Origin of the sequence: Pantoea sp. CS_6 (genome assembly GCF_041954745.1) — a bacterium.
In the GTDB taxonomy this organism is placed as follows: Bacteria; Pseudomonadota; Gammaproteobacteria; order Enterobacterales; family Enterobacteriaceae; genus Pantoea; species Pantoea stewartii.
This window is the reverse complement of record NZ_JAVAYG010000004.1, coordinates 174,648-192,658: the sequence shown is the minus strand read 5'-3', so window position 1 is coordinate 192,658 and position 18,011 is coordinate 174,648. Positions and strand designations below refer to the sequence as shown.

The 18,011-nt window shown below is 53.7% G+C and carries 21 protein-coding genes; 6 read left to right on the top strand and 15 right to left on the bottom strand.

Annotation, left to right across the window (positions count from 1 at the left end; genetic code table 11):
- Positions 1-12: 12 nt before the first annotated feature.
- The 4 genes from RAC90_RS08095 to RAC90_RS08080 form a co-directional block, all read right to left on the bottom strand.
- The gene (locus tag RAC90_RS08095) at positions 13-285 is read right to left on the bottom strand and encodes an oxidative damage protection protein (RefSeq protein WP_006120869.1); all 273 of its coding nucleotides are present in this window, start codon (positions 283-285) and stop codon (positions 13-15) included.
- Entirely contained in the window at positions 285-1,370 is a 1,086-nt protein-coding gene (mutY, locus tag RAC90_RS08090; protein WP_375124211.1) for an A/G-specific adenine glycosylase, read from the bottom strand. Before mutY ends, RAC90_RS08095 begins: the two co-directional genes overlap by 1 nt.
- Before the next feature lie 248 nt (positions 1,371-1,618).
- Complete coding sequence (gene melB / locus RAC90_RS08085; RefSeq protein ID WP_375124210.1) at positions 1,619-3,031, bottom strand: melibiose:sodium transporter MelB; 1,413 nt, start codon at positions 3,029-3,031, stop codon at positions 1,619-1,621.
- 83 nt (positions 3,032-3,114) lie between these two features.
- Positions 3,115-4,470 carry an alpha-glucosidase/alpha-galactosidase gene (locus RAC90_RS08080; protein WP_375124245.1) on the bottom strand — a complete coding sequence of 452 codons (1,356 nt, stop codon included), beginning with the start codon at positions 4,468-4,470 and terminating at the stop codon, positions 3,115-3,117.
- Positions 4,471-4,722: 252 nt separating this feature from the next.
- Between RAC90_RS08080 and melR the strand changes: the two genes are divergently transcribed.
- From melR to RAC90_RS08060, 4 genes are all read left to right on the top strand, one after another.
- A complete protein-coding gene (gene melR, locus RAC90_RS08075; RefSeq protein WP_006120865.1) occupies positions 4,723-5,658 on the top strand; it encodes a transcriptional regulator MelR in 936 nt (311 codons plus the stop codon).
- 175 nt (positions 5,659-5,833) lie between these two features.
- A complete protein-coding gene (trmB, locus tag RAC90_RS08070; RefSeq protein ID WP_033739664.1) occupies positions 5,834-6,553 on the top strand; it encodes a tRNA (guanosine(46)-N7)-methyltransferase TrmB in 720 nt (239 codons plus the stop codon).
- Entirely contained in the window at positions 6,553-6,879 is a 327-nt protein-coding gene (locus RAC90_RS08065; protein WP_006120863.1) for a YggL family protein, read from the top strand. The genes trmB and RAC90_RS08065 overlap by 1 nt, the downstream gene beginning before the upstream one ends.
- 42 nt (positions 6,880-6,921) lie before the next feature.
- The gene (locus RAC90_RS08060; RefSeq protein WP_006120862.1) at positions 6,922-7,638 is read left to right on the top strand and encodes a DUF2884 domain-containing protein; all 717 of its coding nucleotides are present in this window, start codon (positions 6,922-6,924) and stop codon (positions 7,636-7,638) included.
- A gap of 57 nt (positions 7,639-7,695) precedes the next feature.
- On the opposite strand, the gene RAC90_RS08055 is transcribed toward RAC90_RS08060, so the two are convergent.
- From RAC90_RS08055 to RAC90_RS08045, 3 genes are read right to left on the bottom strand one after another with little or no spacing between them, the layout of a single operon-like run.
- The gene (locus tag RAC90_RS08055) at positions 7,696-9,072 is read right to left on the bottom strand and encodes a PTS ascorbate transporter subunit IIC (RefSeq protein ID WP_375124209.1); all 1,377 of its coding nucleotides are present in this window, start codon (positions 9,070-9,072) and stop codon (positions 7,696-7,698) included.
- A 44-nt stretch (positions 9,073-9,116) separates the two neighbouring features.
- Positions 9,117-9,386 (bottom strand): PTS sugar transporter subunit IIB, encoded by a 270-nt coding sequence (locus RAC90_RS08050; RefSeq protein WP_262959439.1) that lies wholly within the window; start codon positions 9,384-9,386, stop codon positions 9,117-9,119.
- Between the two features lie 25 nt (positions 9,387-9,411).
- Positions 9,412-9,873, bottom strand: coding sequence for a PTS sugar transporter subunit IIA (locus tag RAC90_RS08045; RefSeq protein WP_375124208.1), 462 nt, complete (start codon positions 9,871-9,873; stop codon positions 9,412-9,414).
- Between the two features lie 455 nt (positions 9,874-10,328).
- On the opposite strand from RAC90_RS08045, the gene RAC90_RS08040 reads away from it, so the two are divergent.
- Positions 10,329-11,063, top strand: a complete 735-nt coding sequence (locus tag RAC90_RS08040) for a GntR family transcriptional regulator (protein ID WP_039339294.1) — start codon at positions 10,329-10,331, stop codon at positions 11,061-11,063.
- Positions 11,064-11,115: 52 nt separating this feature from the next.
- Here the strand turns inward: RAC90_RS08040 and hemW are convergent, their stop codons facing one another.
- The 4 genes from hemW to RAC90_RS08020 are packed head-to-tail and all read right to left on the bottom strand — an operon-like array spanning position 11,116 to position 14,137.
- On the bottom strand, positions 11,116-12,255 hold the full coding sequence (gene hemW / locus RAC90_RS08035) for a radical SAM family heme chaperone HemW (protein ID WP_054687085.1): 1,140 nt from the start codon (positions 12,253-12,255) through the stop codon (positions 11,116-11,118).
- Positions 12,248-12,841 (bottom strand): XTP/dITP diphosphatase, encoded by a 594-nt coding sequence (locus tag RAC90_RS08030; protein WP_006120856.1) that lies wholly within the window; start codon positions 12,839-12,841, stop codon positions 12,248-12,250. Before RAC90_RS08030 ends, hemW begins: the two co-directional genes overlap by 8 nt.
- A gap of 21 nt (positions 12,842-12,862) precedes the next feature.
- Entirely contained in the window at positions 12,863-13,417 is a 555-nt protein-coding gene (locus RAC90_RS08025; protein ID WP_006120855.1) for a YggT family protein, read from the bottom strand.
- A gap of 12 nt (positions 13,418-13,429) precedes the next feature.
- Complete coding sequence (locus tag RAC90_RS08020; RefSeq protein ID WP_039339277.1) at positions 13,430-14,137, bottom strand: YggS family pyridoxal phosphate-dependent enzyme; 708 nt, start codon at positions 14,135-14,137, stop codon at positions 13,430-13,432.
- Between the two features lie 15 nt (positions 14,138-14,152).
- Between RAC90_RS08020 and RAC90_RS08015 the strand changes: the two genes are divergently transcribed.
- The gene (locus RAC90_RS08015; RefSeq protein WP_054687086.1) at positions 14,153-15,148 is read left to right on the top strand and encodes a type IV pilus twitching motility protein PilT; all 996 of its coding nucleotides are present in this window, start codon (positions 14,153-14,155) and stop codon (positions 15,146-15,148) included.
- On the opposite strand, the gene ruvX is transcribed toward RAC90_RS08015, so the two are convergent.
- The 4 genes from ruvX to rsmE all read right to left on the bottom strand — a co-directional run bounded on the left by ruvX (position 15,145) and on the right by rsmE (position 17,998).
- Positions 15,145-15,561, bottom strand: a complete 417-nt coding sequence (gene ruvX / locus RAC90_RS08010; protein ID WP_006120852.1) for a Holliday junction resolvase RuvX — start codon at positions 15,559-15,561, stop codon at positions 15,145-15,147. The two genes, RAC90_RS08015 and ruvX, sit on opposite strands and share 4 nt — an antisense overlap.
- Positions 15,561-16,124 (bottom strand): YqgE/AlgH family protein, encoded by a 564-nt coding sequence (locus RAC90_RS08005; protein WP_033739653.1) that lies wholly within the window; start codon positions 16,122-16,124, stop codon positions 15,561-15,563. The genes ruvX and RAC90_RS08005 overlap by 1 nt, the downstream gene beginning before the upstream one ends.
- Positions 16,125-16,203: 79 nt before the next feature.
- Entirely contained in the window at positions 16,204-17,154 is a 951-nt protein-coding gene (gshB, locus tag RAC90_RS08000; protein WP_375124207.1) for a glutathione synthase, read from the bottom strand.
- A gap of 112 nt (positions 17,155-17,266) precedes the next feature.
- Positions 17,267-17,998 carry a 16S rRNA (uracil(1498)-N(3))-methyltransferase gene (gene rsmE, locus RAC90_RS07995; protein WP_006120849.1) on the bottom strand — a complete coding sequence of 244 codons (732 nt, stop codon included), beginning with the start codon at positions 17,996-17,998 and terminating at the stop codon, positions 17,267-17,269.
- Positions 17,999-18,011 lie beyond the last annotated feature (13 nt).

Genomic DNA, 18,011 nt, shown 5'->3' with positions numbered 1-18,011 from the left:
AGGCCAATAAAGTTATGCTTCGGGTGGCGTGTAGCCTTCAATATGAACGTCTTTACCTTCGAACAGGAAATTGATCATTTCCTTTTCCAGCACTTTGCGATCGTCGGGATTCATCATATTGAGTTTTTTCTCGTTGATCAGCATCGTCTGCTTAGCCATCCATTGCTGCCAGGCTTCTTTCGAGATTTCATTGTAAATGCGTTTTCCCAGATCGCCAGGGTAGAGCTGAAAATCCTGCCCTTCAGCGTCGCGTTGTAAAAAAGTACAAAAAATGGTGCGGCTCATTACTCTTCCTCATTAATCTCACCGTCGCCCACAGGCAACGGCTGGGGATGGCGCAGTTCGTGTAAAAGATGCTCTACAGGTGCGGCTAATCCCACAGATGGCGGCAGCGTTAAGTTATACCAGAGACCGCCAGCTTCATCCATTAATGCCCCGGCAGAAGGCCATGACAGCCACATGGGAACGATATCCAGATGAAAATGGCTGAAGGTGTGACGAAATGCCGTAAGCTGCTGCGGTTTGGCATGGATGCCGCGCGTCGACAGCCAGGCGTTCAGATCGTCTTCGCTGGTGAACTGCGGGAAGCAGAATAAACCGCCCCATAAACCCACCGGCGGACGCTGTTCAAGCCAGACATTGTCGCCGTTTTGCATCATCAAAAACCAGCCGCTGCGTTCAGGCAACGTCTGCTTAGGTTTTTTGCCCGGATAGTTTGCCCAGCTGTTCGTCGCGCGGGCTTCGCAACCATCGCTGAGCGGGCAGATTTCACATTTCGGGCGCGAGCGGGTGCAAACCATGGCGCCCAGATCCATCATGGCCTGGTTAAACTGACTGACGCTTTCGGCTGGCGTCACGTCTTCACTAATTTGCCACAGCCGTTTTTCAACATCCTTCCTGCCCGGCCAGCCAGCCACTGCGTAACAGCGAGCCAAAACCCGTTTCACGTTACCGTCCAGAATCGGGAAGTGCAGGCCCAGCGATAGCGATAAGATCGCACCCGCTGTCGAGCGGCCTACGCCGGGCAGCGCGGCGACGTCATCGTAGTTGCGCGGGAACGCGCCGCCGTGCACCTCAACCACCTGTTTGGCGGCTTTGTGCAGGTTACGCGCACGCGCGTAGTAACCCAGACCGGTCCAGAGATGCAGCACTTCGTCCAGCGGCGCGGCGGCCAGATCGCTGACGGTCGGAAAGCGCGCCATAAAGCGCTCAAAATAGGGGATAACGGTGGCGACCTGGGTTTGCTGTAACATCACTTCGGACAGCCACACCTTATAAGGTGTTTTCTCCAACTGCCACGGCAGGGTTTTGCGGCCAAAGCGTTGATACCAGTCCAGCACCTGTTGCGCGAACTGCGGGGCTTGCATCATAAAGGGGATATTTCCGTGATTACGCGACATTCAGGCGGGAATTCCAGCATAAGCGCCACTGAGAGTAAACCTGAAGATTGCAAAGGCCTGTTTCTTTCTGGTGGCCACTGACGCCCGGTTGTCAGATAAGGCCGGTTACACACAAGAAGGCGATGAAAATGTTGCTGATAAAACACGGGTTGTTTCTCGTTTTCCGGCATAGCCGAAACTCAGACTTAAAACAGAAGCCCCGGGTCGGGGCTTCGCGTTTAAATTTTTATCTCTTTGGTTGCTGCGATCGGCACCGCTTCCTTTTCCGGTGGTTTACGGTATTTATCCAGCAGGCGGATGTGAATTTTCCGTAGCATGTCGCCGTTCAGTGTATAGAAACGGAAATAGAGCAGCAGCGTCAGGGCAAAAAAGACAGCGGGCAGCACGATCATAATAAACTGCATGCCAGCAAGGGTTTCCTGCGACTGGTTGACGTTGGGCAGATAGCCAATCATGCCCAGCACGACAGCGATAAAGAAAGCCGCCAGCGCAGAGCCGCCTTTAACGACCATGGTTTGCACCGAATAGGCAATGCTTTCACAGCGCAGATGCAGTTTGTATTCGCCGTAATCTACGGTATCCGCCACCATAATTACCTGAAGCACCCAGAAAAGCGCCGTTCCGGTATTGAATAAAATTCCGGCAACAACGATTAAGGATGTCGCGTGACTGCCTGCTAATGCCATAGCGAACAGCACACCGCCGCTCAGAATCGGCAGGGCAGACGCCGCCGCCCATAGTATCCGGCGTGACAGCAGATTCACTAATTTGGGGAACAGAACCAGTGTTGCCAGGTTCGCCGCGCCAGCATAGGAGAGGTAGTAAGGGAAGAGACTGGCATCGCCGATCACATAGGTAAAATAGTAAATCGCAAAACCGGTAATGATATTCGCCGCAATGTTATAGGCCAGCGCCATACCGAGCAGGCAGGCAAGCTGATCGTTGCGGTAGATAAGGCCGACGATCGCGCTCAGTCCCATCCGGCCGCCGTCCTGGGTCTGCGCGCCGTCTGATGAATAAACCTCATGAACATTACGCAGCGTGATGAGGGTTGCCGCGATGAAAAACACGATCAGGATCAGGGTAAACATCTGAAAGCCAAAGCCGCGATCGTCGCCCCCGATATAACTGACAAACGGTAGCGCAATGCCGGCCGTGACAAAGGAGGCGAGGCTGGCAAAAAAGCGTGGCCAGGGCACCAGCTCTTCGCGCTCACGTTTGTCCAGCGTAATGGTCGGTACCAGTGACCAGAACGGAATATCCATTATGGTATAGGTCATTCCCCACAGAATGTAGGTGACCCAGACAAAAACCAGCTGTGTCGTCCCTTCAAACAGGTGAGCGCTAAATAACGCGAACAGCACCAGCGAGTTTGTCAGCGTGCCAGTTAAAATCCAGGGTTTAAATTTCCCCCAGCGAGAACGTGTAATGGTAACGATCCACCCCATGATGGGATCGTTAATCGCATCCCAGATTCGGGCGACTAAAAACAGCGTGCCGACCATGCCAACCGATAATCCCACTACGTCGGTGTAGTAATACATCAGGTAGAGGTAAACAATGCCAATCGCGAAGTCTTTTCCAAACGCACCACATCCGTAACTGAGTTTTGTCGTTATCGAAATGCTCATCGGTTGCCGGGTCGCTGTTGCCAGCACCCGCCCACTGTTATGACGTAGAATCGCGACCGGACATAGCATCCGGCGACAAAGAATTAACGATGAAGCCAGGCGGGCAGCCAACTGCCGTGCTCAGTGATGAGTTCGTCCACCAGTGCATAGATCTCATCAAGGCTTAATACCGCTGCCGTATGCGGATCCAGCATGGCGGCGTGATAAACCCGGTCGCGGTTTTCAGTCAGAATGGCTTCGGTCAGCAGTGTCTGCACATTAATATTGGTTTGCATCATGGCGGCCAGATGTGACGGAATCGTGCCGACTTTGGTGGGCTGAATCCCATTGGCATCGACCAGACAAGCGACTTCCACGCAGCATCCCTGCGGCAGATTATCGATCAGGCTATCATTACGCACGTTGCCATAAATGACCGCCGGTTCGCCGGTCCAGATAGCGTTCATAATCGTGCTGGCGTATTCACGCGAGGGTTTGCTTTCAATACGTTCGGCGCGACGGTAACGTGCCAGTTCTGCCCGCCATTCCGCCAGTTGTTCTTCACAACGTTTGGGATATTCATCCAGCGGAATCTGATACCGTTCAATAAGATCTTCGCGGCCTGGTTTGATAAACCACGGCGTATATTCTGCGAAGTGCTCTGAGGATTCGGTGACGAAATAGCCCAGCTTTTTGAACATTTCATAGCGCACAATGTTGGGACAACGCGTATTGCCGTGCAGGTTGGGCTTCGGCACCTGGCCAGCGTTCCAGGCCGCCAGCAGGTCGGGATAGAGATCAACGTAACTGCCGTCAGCGGTTTTGCGCTCCAGCGTCAGATAAAACGCCATATGATTAATCCCGGCGCAGCGGTAACGCAGATCGGCAGGATTTAAATTCAGATCATTGGCCAGTTCCTCCGCCGTTCCCTGTACCGAGTGGCACAGCCCAACCTGTTTGATATGGGGATAGCGCGCATACATTGCCCAGGTGTTCATCGCCATGGGGTTGACGTAATTAAGCAGGGTGGCATGCGGGCAGACTTCCGTCATGTCTTCGCAAATCTGCCACAGGTGCGGGATGGTGCGCAGGGCGCGCATAATGCCGCCGGGGCCCAGCGTATCGGCTATGGTTTGCTCCAGACCATAGCGTTTACAGACCTCAAAATCGGTGACGGTACAGGGCTGATAGCCGCCTATCTGAAAGGCGACCACGACAAAATCCGCATTCGCTAAGGCCGCTTTCTGATCGCTGTGGCAGGTAATCTGGCCAGCTGCGCCCGCGGAATCCATAAGTTTACTGACGACGGTATAGGATTCTTCAAGCCGGGTTGCATCAATATCCATCAGGGCAATATGAGCCGATTTTAGCGCATCGCGATGGAAAACATCGCCAAGGATATTTTTGACGAAGATAGTGGAACCCGCGCCAATAAAGGTAATTTTGGGTGCAGACATCAGAACGCTCCATGAGAGGGTGGAATAATCTCATGGTGGCACGCTGTGCGGGCGAAAACTTCCGTCTTATCGGATGAGCATTCCCAAAAACTCAGATCAGATGCTGGCAACGAACAGATCTGAGTTTTTGGGATAAATTAACGTAAAAAGAAGAGTATCTGGTCTGAAAGAGCGCTTAGTATAGGGAATCCACTGCTGTTTTTGACCGTCTCCGCGGGTACGCTGGGCGGGGTTCTGATAATTCAGGAGAGAATCATGACGACATTACAGCCCGTTGCCACGCTGCCGCCCGATCCGCATATGTGCAGCAGTGACGAAAAGCAAACCCGCAGCCCGCTGTCGCTCTATTCCGAATATCAACGTATGGATATCGAACTGCGTCGGCCGCTGGCGATGAGCAGCTGTCACTGGCATGGACAGGTTGAGGTCAATGTGCCGTTCGACGGGGACGTGGAATATTTAATCAATAATGAAGTCGTGCAGATTAAGCAGGGCTATATCACGCTGTTTTGGGCCTGTACACCGCACCAGCTTACCCGGCCCGGTAACTGCCAGAACATGGCTATCCTTAATCTGCCGATGCATCTGTTTCTGTCATGGCCGCTCGACCGGGAACTCATCAATCATGTCACACATGGCATGGTGATTAAGTCTGTGGCAAAACAGCAGCTCAGCGCCTTTGAAGTGCAGCGCTGGCAGCAGGAACTGAACAGCCCGGATGAACAGATTCGCCAGCTTGCTGTGGATGAAATTGGCCTGATGCTTAAACGCTTTAGTCTGTCAGGTTGGCAGCCTGTGCTGGTGAACAAAACGTCGCGGACACACAAAAACAGCGTGTCGCGCCATGCGCAGTTTTATGTCAGCCAGATGCTGAGCTATATTGCCGACAATTATGACCAGGCCCTGACAATCAATGACGTCGCAGAGCACGTCAAGCTTAATGCAAACTATGCCATGGGCATCTTTCAACGCGTCATGCAGCTTACGCTAAAACAGTACATTACCGCGATGCGCATTAACCACGTCCGGGCGCTGCTGAGCGATACCGATATTACCGTGCTGGATGTGGCGCTGACGGCCGGCTTCCGTTCCAGTAGTCGCTTTTACAGCACCTTTGCCAGGTATGTCGGCATGTCGCCACAACAGTACCGCAAGCTCAGTCAGCAACGGCGGCAGACCATGACGTTATAATTCTGTTTCCGGCCAGCAGCCTCCCAGGCAATTTTCTTGCATTACTCTACACTCAGGCAGGAAAACGCATGTCAAAACACGCCGGGTGCGCGCGGAAAGTGGCAAAGGCTTGCTTCTGCTTTTGAACTTTGCATAATGCCCGTTTCCCTGAACAGGCTAACCAGCAGGCTTCAACATGATTAATGACGTCATCACCCCAGAATATGATGAAAATGGACGCCCGTTGCGTCGGATTCGTAGTTTTGTGCGCCGCCAGGGCCGCTTAACCAAAGGCCAGCAGCAGGCGCTGGACAACTACTGGCCGGAAATGGGTGTTGAATATCAGCCAGAGCCCATTGATTTGCCCGCGCTGTTTGGGCGCGATGCGCCTGTCACGCTGGAGATCGGCTTTGGTATGGGCGCGTCGCTGGTCACCATGGCGCAAAATAATCCGCATCAAAACTTCCTTGGCATCGAAGTGCATGCGCCCGGCGTGGGAGCCTGCCTGGCGTCGGCGAAAGAGGCCAATGTCAGCAATCTGCGGGTGATGTGTCATGATGCGGTGGAAGTGCTGGAGAAAATGATCCCGGATAATTCACTGCGCATGGTTCAGCTGTTCTTTCCCGATCCGTGGCATAAAGCCCGTCACAACAAACGCCGTATCGTGCAGGTGCCGTTTGCCGAGCTTGTGATGCGTAAACTGAAACTGGGCGGTGTGTTCCATATGGCGACCGACTGGGAAGCCTATGCCGGGCATATGCTTGAGGTGATGAGCAGCATCGCGGGTTATCGAAACCTGTCTGAAGACAATACGTATGTGCCGCGTCCTGAGACGCGTCCACTGACCAAATTTGAGCAGCGCGGGCAGCGTTTGGGCCATGGCGTTTGGGATTTAATGTTTGAGAGGGTGAAATAATGGCCACACAACGCAGCCGTCGTTTACGTAAAAAATTGCATATTGATGAGTTTCAGGAGCTGGGCTTTTCCGTAGCCTGGCGCTTCCCGGACGGCACCTCTGAAGAGGTTATCGACGAAACGCTGAATCAGTTTATTAACGAAGCGATCGATCCCAATGGCCTGGCTTATGACGGTAGCGGCTATCTGGCCTGGGAAGGGTTAATCTGCCTGCAGCAAACCGGTAAATGCACCGAGGAACATCGCGAGCTGGTACGTAAATGGCTGGAAGATCGCCAGTTACTGGATGTAAAGGTGACCGAACTCTTTGACGTCTGGTGGGACTAAGTTACCAGCGATGTCGCTTTCACACCCAGACAGGGAGAACGTATGATTCGTAACGTGCTGGTCGCTGGCCTCTTGCTGGCGGCAACGCAGGCCCAGGCGGCCTGGGAATGCAGCGTTAAACCACAGGATGATGTGGTCATTAGCCCACAAAACGTGCAGGTCGTTGGCGCAAACGGCAATCTTGTGATTTCGCCGCAGGGCGATGTGCAGTTCAACGGGCAAAAAATCACGATGAACGCCGCCAGTCGTCAGCAGGCCATTAATTACCAAAATGCGTTACGTCGCGATCTGCCGTGGATCGATAACGGTGCCACCTCCCGTCTGGAGAAAGGTCGGCTGGCGCTGGATAAGATCATCACTGAGCAGGTAGGGGAATCAAGCCGCTTGCACAGCCGACTGGCCACGCTGAATGCCCAGTTAAAAACCCAGATGAACCGCATTATTGAACATCGCAGTGACGGACTGACGTTCCATCACCAGGCGATCGATCAGGTTCGTGCCGATGGGCAGCAACTGGTGAATCAGGCGATGGGCGGTATCCTGCAGGACAGCATTAATGAGATGGGGACGAAAGCCATGACCAACGGTGGCGGCAGCGGGCTGCAGGGGTTGATGGGTAACCTTGGTGGTCTGCAGAACGCCATTCAGAGCGAATGGAATAATCAGGAAACGGACTTCCAGCAGTTTGGTAAAGACGTCTGTAACCGGGTTATCTCGCTGGAAAAAGACCGTAAAACGCTGGTTAAATCATTTAACTAACCCGTTTTATGTCCTGCCCTGTCAAGAAGGGGCTGAATCATCAGCCCCGTTTAGGTCTCAGTCGCTGTTAGCTTCTTTGGTCACGGTCTTGTTACCGGCGACATAGTTATAGATCACCAGCAGCGCAAAGATGCCCGTAATAATCATGGTAATGGTGCCTTTATCGAGGAACCTCGCCATATTACCCAGCAGAATCCCTGTCACGCCAAAGTCCGTATCTGAGAATGTGGTATTCGTCAGACCAATCGCACCCAGCACAGGCAGTAACGCAACCGGCAGGAAGGTAATCAGAATACCGTGTGCAAAGGCGCCAATCATCGCACCCCGCTTGCCGCCCGTCGCATTGCCAAAGACACCCGCCGTCGCCCCGCAGAAAAAGTGCGGCACCACGCCGGGCAAAATCAGCACCCAGTGCAACTGCCCAAGGATAAACAACCCGACGAGTCCACCGATAAAGCTGGAAATAAAGCCGACCAGAACGGCATTGGGCGCATAGGGAAACACGATAGGGCAGTCCAGAGCAGGACGCGCGCTGGGCACCAGCTTCTCTGAAAACCCGGTAAAGGCCGGTACAATCTCCGCCAGAATTAAGCGCACGCCCTGCAGGATAATAAAGACCCCGGCAGCAAAGGTAATGGCCTGCACAAACGAATACACCAGATAGTTTTGACCATGACTGAACTGACTTTCAACATACTCTCTGCCCGCCGAGACGGACAAAATAAAATAGATGATCATCATGGTCAGAGAGATGGAGATGGTACTGTCGCGCAAAAAGCTCAGGTTTTTGGGCATGTTCATCTCTTCGGTGGACTTTGAACCTTTGCCCACTATAGAGCCTATCCAGCCTGACAGGACATAACCCACCGTGCCGGTATGAGCCAGCGCAACCTGATCGTGACCGATAATTTTACGCATATAGGGCTGAGCCAGGGCCGGGAAAAAGGCCATCAGCATGCCCAGCGTCAGCGAACCGGTATAAATCAGCTGCACATCTTCAAAACCGGCAACGGACAGAATAATGGCAATCATACAGGCCATATAGAAGGTGACGTGGCCAGAGAGATAGATATATTTCAGGCGGGTAAAGCGGGCGACGGTAATGTTTGCCACCATGCCGAACGCCATAATCAGCGTGGTAGGCGCGCCGTATTTCGCCAGCGCGATGGATACCATCGCTTCGTTATTAGGAATAATGCCCTGAACGTTGAATGCGTGCTTAAAAATATCGCCGAGCGGCGTCAGCGAGCCCACCAGAACGGTGGCACCGCCTGCCAGCACTAAAAAGCCCAGAATCGTTTTTACCGTTCCCTTTATCACATCCGGCAACGGCTTGCGCTGCGCGATCAGGCCGAACATCGCGACTAACCCGACCAGAATCGAAGGGACTTTCAGCACATCGACAACTACCAGTAAAAGGTTTTGTATAAACATAATAACCTCAGCGGTAAGTGTTCTTATCAAAGGGGATAACGGTGTTATTTGTTGAAGTAGTCGCGAATTTTCTGCTCAACTTCTTTCAGGTCGATGATGTTGTTGATGATAATGACTTTTTCCGGGGGCAGATTAGCGCTGTAGGCAATGTCTTTTGCCATCACGAATACATCTGCGACGTCCGGCGTCACCGAGCCGAGGTCGGCATGTTCGACCTCCGCCGTCATACCAATCGCTTTAAGCACTTTTTTGATGTTCATTTCCATCATGAAGCTGCTTCCCAGGCCTGAACCACACACTGCCATAATTTTCATAACTACCTCTTCTTATTTGAAATTGTTAACTGATAAGGTCGTCTGTCAGCAGAACCGTGCACAGTTCCTGCTGGCTTTGTGCGTGATAAACGCGTTGCATGATGTCCTCGTCTGTCAGCACTTCAGCCAGCTGCGAAATCATCTCGATATGGCTGTTGCTGTCAGGGGCCGAGAACATAAAAAGGATGTCGACAGGATCGTTTTCATCAGCATCAAAGTTGACAGGGGTTGCCAGTTTCACGACGGACAAGCCCAGTTTCTTCGCGCCCTGTTCAGGACGCGCATGTGGCATCGCGATTCGGGGGGCGATCACGAAGTAGGGGCCGGTCTCTTCTTTGAGCCGGACGATGGTGTCAATGTAATCCTGCGAAATAGCGCCTTCACGGCAGAGAGGATTACCGGTGACCTGAATCGCCTCTTTCCAGTCGGAAACGCGCTCAATGTATTGAATTTTTTCAGCATTCAGCCATTGGGTAAGATTTGCCATACGGTGTCCTGGATAAAAAAGTTGGGCCAGCAGGCAGGCTGCTTGTCATTGCAAGATGTACAGTCAGCTTTTTGCCTTTTTCAGCGGTCAACCTGTTTGTTTTTCCTGATTCTCTTCCACACACGTCAGGGTAGATAAAAAGTCAAAACCAGTTATTTGATTAGTAATGACTTTTATTGCTAAAGCAGGCGTCAGTTCTGACAATTGCCTGTTGCACAAATTTATTTATACGTATAGACATGTTTAACGTGTCTAGTCATCTTGATGATGCACCTCGACCTGTACAGATACAATATGCAAGAATCAATTCTGGCTGGACAGGCGACACTGGAGTGCAAAATCGTTAGCTGGATCACACTGGTTCCTGTCTCACTCATACGCAGTGACGGAAATCAGGCATACAGGCGATGCGGCGGCGCACCGCAGGCACGGGCTTACTATTCGGGAACAGCGTGATGTTCGATGGCATAACAGAGAAACAAAAAGAGGTTGTCGACTATATTCTGACCAAGATCATGCAGGACGGACTGCTGCCGGGCGACAAGCTGGATACCGAAATTGCGATAGCAAAGAACATCGGTATCACCCGGGCGACGGTACGGGAAGCAACCCGTATTCTGATTGAGCAGCAGCGTATTTATCGCGTGAAGGGGTCGGGACTGTTTGTCGGTTCTATCGGCAAGAGCAATCACGCCGGCCGGTTCCATGCGCTTTCGCCCTTTGATTATCAGGCTCATAAAAAAGGCCATAAAGCGGTCAGGAAGGTGCTCACTGCCAGCATCATCAAGGTGCCCGGACCGGAGATGGCGCAGGCGTTACGTATCAGAAACAGCGATCAGATATACAAAATTCTTCGACTGATGTGCTTTGACGATATTCCCGTGGCGCTGGAATATATCCACCTGCCTGTCAGCCTGTTCAGCAGCATGGAGTTTGGCCGGCTGGAAATCTCGAAATACTCTTACATTGAACAAATCACCGGCAAAAAGATTCAGCGCCGCGACCAGCAGCTTAATGCGATTAACGTGACCGACAGTGAGCAACTCAGACTGCTGAATTTTAGTGCGAATGAGGCGGCGCTGGAGATTAATGAGACGGTTTATCTGGATGATGGCATGCCCTGCGAGGTGAACATTGCCATCATCAATACCCGGTTGTTGCAACTGAGACAGAATACTGAGCGCGGATAAGGATTCGGCCTCCTTCATACAGCCGCAGTTTGCACGCCGAACCCGAAGCGCGTTACTCGTCGGCCAGGAACAGTTCCAGTAGCGAGTTCAGAAACAGTTTGCCCTTCTCGGTAATTTGCCAGATGTCCTCTGTTTCAGTGATATAACCTGCGGCAATAGCCTGATCGAGCTGTGGACGAATCAGCGCTTCATTCAGCCCGGTATAGCGGCTGAAGTCCGCGCGTGGCGCAGGCTCCAGCAACCGGAAACGGTTCATAAAGAACTCGAACGGCTTGTCACTGTCTGCTACCTCGTACTGTTTATCGAGATAGTTGCCCTTCATAAAACCCCGCGGATGGCGCACTTTGACCGTGCGAACAATACGGCCATCGGGTTGGGTCAGCTTGCCATGGGCACCACAGCCAATCCCAAGATAATCGCCAAAACGCCAGTAATTCAGGTTGTGCTCACAGCGGTATCCCGGTTTGGCATAGGCCGATGTTTCATATTGCTCATAACCGGCAGCGGTCAGCAGCTGATGTCCCTGCTCAAAGATGTCCCACAACGCATCGTCGTCGGGCAATTTAGGCGGACGTGAGCCAAACAACGTATTCGGTTCGATGGTCAGCTGATACCAGGACAAATGCGGAGGATTAAGCGCGATCGCCTGACGCAAATCGTCCAGCGCTTCCGTCAGTGACTGGTCGGGCAAACCGTGCATCAGATCGAGGTTAAAGCTGCGCAGGTTCAGGCCCTGCGCCAGCGCCGCGGCGCGCTTCGCTTCCTCGGGACCATGGATGCGACCGAGACGTTCCAGCTTCTGCGGGCTAAAGCTTTGTACCCCAATGGAGATGCGGTTAATCCCGGCGCGCTGATAGGCGCTGAAACGGTCGGCTTCGACCGTGCCTGGATTCGCCTCCATCGTAATCTCCGCCCCTTCTGCCAGCGTCAGGCGCGCGCGTACGCCATCCATCAGCATCTGCATCGCGCTACTGCTTAACAGGCTTGGCGTTCCGCCACCGATAAATATCGTGCGCACGTCACGTCCGTGAATCAGCGGCAGATCGTTTTCAAGATCGCGCAGCAGGTGCTGCACATACTCAATGTGCGGCACCTCATCTTTTAACGCGTGAGAATTAAAATCGCAGTAAGGGCATTTCTGGACGCACCAGGGAATATGGATATATAAACTCAGCGGGGGTAAATCAGGCATTACGCATCGCTTCCAGTAACAGCGTCAATGCTTTACCTCGATGAGAGACTTTTCCTTTCTCTGCTTTTGTCAGCTCGGCGGCGGTTTTACCCAATGCCGGAATGTAGAACACCGGGTCGTAGCCGAAGCCGCCTTCACCGGCTGGGGTGCGGGTGATTTCGCCGTCCCAGGCGCCGTGAAACACCAGCGGCGTGGGATCGGCAGCGTGACGTAAATACACCAGCACGCAGTGGAACTGGGCCTGACGCTGTCCGTCCGGGGTGCTTTCCAGCGCCTGAAGCAGCTTTTCCAGGTTCTGTTGGTCACTGGCGTCGTCACCGGCATAGCGGGCCGAATAAATGCCCGGTGCGCCGCCCAGCGCGTTGACGGCCAGCCCGGAGTCATCTGCGATAGCGGGCAGCCCGGTCACCTGCGCGGCATGGCGCGCTTTCAGGATGGCGTTTTCAATAAAGGTCAGGCCGGTCTCCTCGGCGGATTCAACGCCGAGGTCGGTTTGCGCCACGATATCCAGACCAAAGGCGGAGAGCAGATCCGCCAGTTCACGGACTTTGCCGGGATTACCGGTGGCAAGAACAACTTTTTGCATAACAGTTCCAGTTTGGTTCATTTACAGCAAATACCAGAGACCCGGGAACAGGTCCATGCCGAGGAAATTCAGGGCATACAGCACCAGAATGACGATCATGGCGGAGAAGTCGATGCCGCCCATCGCGGGCAGAATGCGGCGAATCGGCGCCATTAACGGCTCGGTCAGCTGAATCAGCACATAGTCCATCGGACCGCGGCCCTGGCTGATCCAGCTCATCAGGGAACGGATAATAATGACCCAGAACACCAGATAACCGGCGGATTTCAGTAGCGACAGCAGGCCGACCAGCAAGTTAGCGGGATCGACAGAGAACACGCCGACCTGAATCAGCAGCAGAAGCGGATATTTCAGCGTAGTGAGCACAAACGCCAGCAGCAGAGAAGCCGTATCAATCGGACCCAACGCAGGCAGAATGCGACGCAACGGTTTCACAATCGGCTGAGTGATCTTCACGACAAACTGGGCAAGCGGATTATAAAAATCGCAACGTGACCACTGCATCCAGATGCGCAGCAACAGCACCATGACGTAGAGATCGATTAGCGTTTTTACCAAAAACGTCATTGTTAACATGAAGTTCCTCAATTATTGTTGTGAAGGCTGTGTGTAATCACGTGCGCCAAATATTGCGGTGCCAATGCGCACCAGGGTGCTGCCTGCGGCAATCGCCGCCTCCATATCGTCACTCATTCCCATCGACAGCGTATCAACATCACTATAGTGCTGTTTTAACTGGTGAAATGCATCAGCCATTTGCTGGCATACCGCCAGCTGTTTCTGATAATCCTGTTCGGGTGCCGGAATCGCCATCAGCCCGCGCAAACGCAAACGCGGCATCGCGGCAATAGCCTGCGCCAGTTCGTCGACGGCCTCCAGCATGATGCCAGATTTGCTGTTTTCGTCACTGATATTTACCTGAATCAGCACATTGAGCGGTGCCAGATGTTCAGGCCGCTGATCGTTAAGCCGCTGTGCAATCTTCAGACGATCAAGGGTGTGGCACCAGGCAAAGTGTTCTGCCACCAGTCGGCTTTTATTGGACTGCAGCGGGCCAATGAAGTGCCATATCAGATTGGGATGTGAGGTCAGCGCCTGAACCTTTTCAACCCCTTCCTGAACGTAATTTTCCCCGAACGCGAGCTGACCCGCAGCCGCCGCTTCTTCGACTGCGCTCGCAGGTTTCGTTTTGCTCACTGCAAGTAGCGTAATTTCTTCGGGAGCCCGGCCGCAACGCGTTGCAGCAGCGGCGATTCGCTGGCGGACTTGCTGTAGGTTGTGCTGGATTGAAGTCATAGTCGGGAGAACACAATGAATCTGGATGAAATCGTGGCGCTTAGTGTAAAGCATAACGCTGCCGATCTGCACCTTTGTAGCGGACATTTGCCGTACTGGCGGCGTCAGGGCAGGCTGGAGCCGCTGCCCGATCGGTCTGCGCTGTCACCTGACTGGATGGCGCAGTTTACGTCGGTGTGGCTGGACAGCGAACAGCAGCAGCAACTTAAGCGGGAAGGGCAACTGGATTTCGCGTTGACCCTGGCGGCGGGACAGCGCCTGCGCGCCAACCTGTTTATGCAGCGTAACGGGCTGTCTCTGGCGCTACGCACCATCGCCAGCGAATGCCCGACGCTGACCGATCTGCGTGTACCAGAAGGGGTGCAGGCGTTACTGAACAAACGGGACGGACTGATATTAATCACCGGGGCGACGGGGAGCGGTAAGTCGACCACCCTCGCGGCAATGGTGGATGCGATTAACCGGCAGCAGGCCCGCCATATCCTGACCCTGGAGGACCCGATTGAGTTTATCCATCACAGTCAGCAATCTCTGATTCAACAGCGTGAAGTCGGTGTGCACTGCCGGAGTTTCAGCCAGGGCCTGAAAGCCGCACTCAGGGAAGATCCTGACGTGATTATGCTGGGGGAACTGCGCGACAGCGATACCATTCGTCAGGCGCTCACGGCCGCAGAAACCGGCCATCTGGTGCTGGCCACGCTGCACACGCGCGGTGCGGTGCAGGCGGTAGACAGGCTGGTGGATGTGTTTCCTGCGGAGGAAAAAAATCTGGTGCGCACTCAACTGGCAAGCAGCCTCAACGCAGTGATCGCGCAGCAACTGGTGCCAGCCTGTGATGAGAAGAGGACCGGGCTGTTTGAAGTATTGATGGCGACCAGTGCCGTGGTCAATCTGATTCGGGAAGGCAAAATGCATCAGATTCCGGCGCTTCTGCAAACCGGCGCTCGGGCCGGGATGCAGACATTCGAACAGAGCCGCGCAGCCCGTCAGGCTGAAGGGGTCATTCGCTAGTGAGTGTCGAACCAGTCCTGCAGGATAATGGCCGCTGACTGTGAATCGACCGACCCTTTGTTCAGCGCACGGTAACCGCCACGCTCAAACAGGCCCGCACGGGCTTCAACGGTACTGAGGCGTTCGTCCTGCAGCTCCACGCGAATGCCGAAACGCCCGTGTAAGCGGTTGGCAAACTTGCGCGCACGCGCGGTCAGTGGCTGCTCGCTGCCGTCCATATTAAGCGGCAATCCCACCACCACAAAATCAGGCTGCCACTCTTTCAGCAACTTTTCGATTTGCAGCCAGTCAGGCGTACCGTCCTGTGCTTTGAGGGCACTTAACGGACGGGCGCTGCCCGTCAACTGCTGCCCGACGGCAACGCCAATGCTTTTGGTGCCGAAGTCGAAGCCTAACAAGGTTTGGTGTGTCATCAGGCGTGACCTGCATCGCTGGCCATATTGTGAATATCCACCCCGATGCTTCGCGCCGCTTCGCGCCAGCGCTCAGCGATGGGCGTCTGAAACAGAATATTGCTGTTTGCGGGTGTGGTCAGCCAGGCGTTTTCCATCAGCTCATTTTCAAGCTGATCTTTTTCCCAGGCACAATAGCCCAGCGCCACCAGAACATGGTCGGGCTGATCGGCGGTACCTATGGCTTCCAGGACATCGCGTGATGTCGTGATCACCGTATTGTCTGAGACACGAATGCTGGAGGTAAACGTACGCTGGGCAGAGTGCAGGATAAACCCGCGATCTTCTGCCAGCGGGCCGCCGCTGAATACCGGCTTATCCAGGTTGATTGCCGGATCGCGGTTTTCCTCGGCAATCTTGAGCTTTTTCAAAATGCCTTCAACCGTCAGGTTTTCCATAGGCTTGTTAATAATCAGTCCCATTGCCCCTTCTTCGTTGTGCTCGCAAATGTAGACCACAGAACGTTTGAAAAAGGGATCCTGCAACGCTGGCATGGCAATCAAAAAGTGATGCTGTAAATTCATTCTCACATGCTTTACCAAAGATAACCGGTGCGTAAAGTCAGCACCGGTGTTGGGTTGATCACGGAGCATGGTCCCAGCGTTATGCTGAGCCCAGACGCTTCTCAATGGCATCCATCAGCATACCGGTGATGGACACAGGGAAAGCGGCCTCGATTTCACGAATGCATGTTGGGCTGGTCACGTTAACTTCTGTCAGTCTATCACCAATAATATCGAGTCCGACAAAAATCAAGCCTTTGGCTTTAAGCGTGGGTCCGACTTTGCGGGCGATCGCCCAGTCACTTTCGCTCAGCGGGCGCGCTTCACCGCGTCCACCGGCGGCCAGGTTACCACGGGTTTCACCGCCTTGAGGGATACGCGCCAGGCAATAGGGAACGGGTTCGCCATCGACGACCAGTACGCGTTTGTCGCCCTCTTTGATCGCTGGCAGATAATTTTGCGCCATGCAGTAGCGGCTTTCATGCTCTGTCAGCGTTTCGGCGATTACGCCAAAGTTCGGGTCATCCTGCTTCACGCGAAAGATGGATGCGCCACCCATGCCGTCCAGCGGCTTCATAATCACATCGCCATGCTCCTGCCAGAACGCACGGAGTTGCTGCTTCGAACGGGTCACCAGCGTATCCGGCGTAAATTCAGAAAACCAGGCGGTATAGAGTTTTTCATTGCAGTCGCGCAGGCTTTGCGGCTTGTTAACGATCAGCGTGCCCTGTTCTTCGGCACGTTCCAGAATGTAGGTGCAGTAGATGAATTCGGTATCGAACGGTGGGTCTTTGCGCATCAGGACGACATCAAGATCGGCCAGTTTGATCTGCTGTTCGCTGCCAAACTGGTACCAGCTCGCGGCATTCTGTTCCACGCTGAGCAGGCGCGTGCGGGCAAAGGCCACGCCGCCGCGCAGGGAGAGATCGTTCATCTCCATATAGTGAATTTCGTAGCCCCGGCGCTGGGCTTCCAGCAGCATTGCAAAGCTGGAGTCTTTCTTAATGTTGATGGATGCGATCGGGTCCATCACGATGCCAAGCTTAATCATTATTCTCTCCTGAAGGAGGCGGCACTAACCGTCTCGTTCCGTTCGGGCAAAAGGGGCTGATCTTTCAGGCTGGCGGTGAGGCTGCATGACCTGAACGTGCTAAAAGTATCGCTTAACCCAGGTCGCCAAACCTCACCTGAAGTGCCGTAATGGCCGTCAGCGCGGTGGTTTCGGTGCGTAAAACGCGTGGGCCAAGCAAAATATCCGTAAATCCATGCTGTGCCGTCATGGCAATTTCTTCAGCGGACAGCCCACCTTCCGGGCCAATCAGCAACCTGACGCGCTCGACCGGTTGGGGCAAGGTGTTAATACTGTGGCTGGCGCGCGGATGCAGATTCAGTTTTAACCCACTTTCCGCTTCACTGCACCAGGCTTCCAGCGTCATCGCCGGACGGATTTCCGGTACCCGGTTACGGCCACACTGTTCACAGGCGGCAATCGCAATCTTTTGCCATTGCTGAATTTTTTTCGCCAGACGTTCGGCGTCCAGTTTGACACCACAGCGCTCAGAAAACAGCGGCGTGATGACATTAACGCCCAGTTCGATTGATTTCTGGATGGTAAATTCCATTTTTTCGCCACGCGACATCACCTGACCGAGATGGAGATAAAGGGGCGATTCACGATCGTCTGTCTGACTCGTTGTGATGGATACTTTTACACGTTTTTTATCAACTTGCGTGATTTCTGCTGCGAAAGTCAGATTACTGCCATCAAACAGTTCCAGATGCTGTCCACTGGTCATGCGTAATACGCGACCAACATGGTTAGAGGCATCGTCATCCAGTGTAATCTCACTGCCAACATGCAGCGGCTGTGAGTGAAAAATGCGAGGTATGCGCATAAAGTACCTGAGA

What these genes read in the sequence shown, in the direction of transcription:
- trmB (WP_033739664.1), top strand. Translation starts at nt 5,834, where the DNA reads ATGATTAATGACGTCATCACCCCAGAATATGATGAAAATGGACGCCCG.
- RAC90_RS08015 (WP_054687086.1), top strand. Translation starts at nt 14,153, where the DNA reads ATGAATCTGGATGAAATCGTGGCGCTTAGTGTAAAGCATAACGCTGCC.
- RAC90_RS08055 (WP_375124209.1), bottom strand. Translation starts at nt 9,072, where the DNA reads ATGTTTATACAAAACCTTTTACTGGTAGTTGTCGATGTGCTGAAAGTC.
- melR (WP_006120865.1), top strand. Translation starts at nt 4,723, where the DNA reads ATGACGACATTACAGCCCGTTGCCACGCTGCCGCCCGATCCGCATATG.
- RAC90_RS08025 (WP_006120855.1), bottom strand. Translation starts at nt 13,417, where the DNA reads ATGTTAACAATGACGTTTTTGGTAAAAACGCTAATCGATCTCTACGTC.
- RAC90_RS08030 (WP_006120856.1), bottom strand. Translation starts at nt 12,841, where the DNA reads ATGCAAAAAGTTGTTCTTGCCACCGGTAATCCCGGCAAAGTCCGTGAA.
- ruvX (WP_006120852.1), bottom strand. Translation starts at nt 15,561, where the DNA reads ATGACACACCAAACCTTGTTAGGCTTCGACTTCGGCACCAAAAGCATT.
- gshB (WP_375124207.1), bottom strand. Translation starts at nt 17,154, where the DNA reads ATGATTAAGCTTGGCATCGTGATGGACCCGATCGCATCCATCAACATT.
- RAC90_RS08065 (WP_006120863.1), top strand. Translation starts at nt 6,553, where the DNA reads ATGGCCACACAACGCAGCCGTCGTTTACGTAAAAAATTGCATATTGAT.
- melB (WP_375124210.1), bottom strand. Translation starts at nt 3,031, where the DNA reads ATGAGCATTTCGATAACGACAAAACTCAGTTACGGATGTGGTGCGTTT.
- RAC90_RS08005 (WP_033739653.1), bottom strand. Translation starts at nt 16,124, where the DNA reads ATGAATTTACAGCATCACTTTTTGATTGCCATGCCAGCGTTGCAGGAT.
- RAC90_RS08095 (WP_006120869.1), bottom strand. Translation starts at nt 285, where the DNA reads ATGAGCCGCACCATTTTTTGTACTTTTTTACAACGCGACGCTGAAGGG.
- hemW (WP_054687085.1), bottom strand. Translation starts at nt 12,255, where the DNA reads ATGCCTGATTTACCCCCGCTGAGTTTATATATCCATATTCCCTGGTGC.
- rsmE (WP_006120849.1), bottom strand. Translation starts at nt 17,998, where the DNA reads ATGCGCATACCTCGCATTTTTCACTCACAGCCGCTGCATGTTGGCAGT.
- mutY (WP_375124211.1), bottom strand. Translation starts at nt 1,370, where the DNA reads ATGATGCAAGCCCCGCAGTTCGCGCAACAGGTGCTGGACTGGTATCAA.
- RAC90_RS08045 (WP_375124208.1), bottom strand. Translation starts at nt 9,873, where the DNA reads ATGGCAAATCTTACCCAATGGCTGAATGCTGAAAAAATTCAATACATT.
- RAC90_RS08020 (WP_039339277.1), bottom strand. Translation starts at nt 14,137, where the DNA reads ATGACTTCAATCCAGCACAACCTACAGCAAGTCCGCCAGCGAATCGCC.
- RAC90_RS08040 (WP_039339294.1), top strand. Translation starts at nt 10,329, where the DNA reads ATGTTCGATGGCATAACAGAGAAACAAAAAGAGGTTGTCGACTATATT.
- RAC90_RS08050 (WP_262959439.1), bottom strand. Translation starts at nt 9,386, where the DNA reads ATGAAAATTATGGCAGTGTGTGGTTCAGGCCTGGGAAGCAGCTTCATG.
- RAC90_RS08060 (WP_006120862.1), top strand. Translation starts at nt 6,922, where the DNA reads ATGATTCGTAACGTGCTGGTCGCTGGCCTCTTGCTGGCGGCAACGCAG.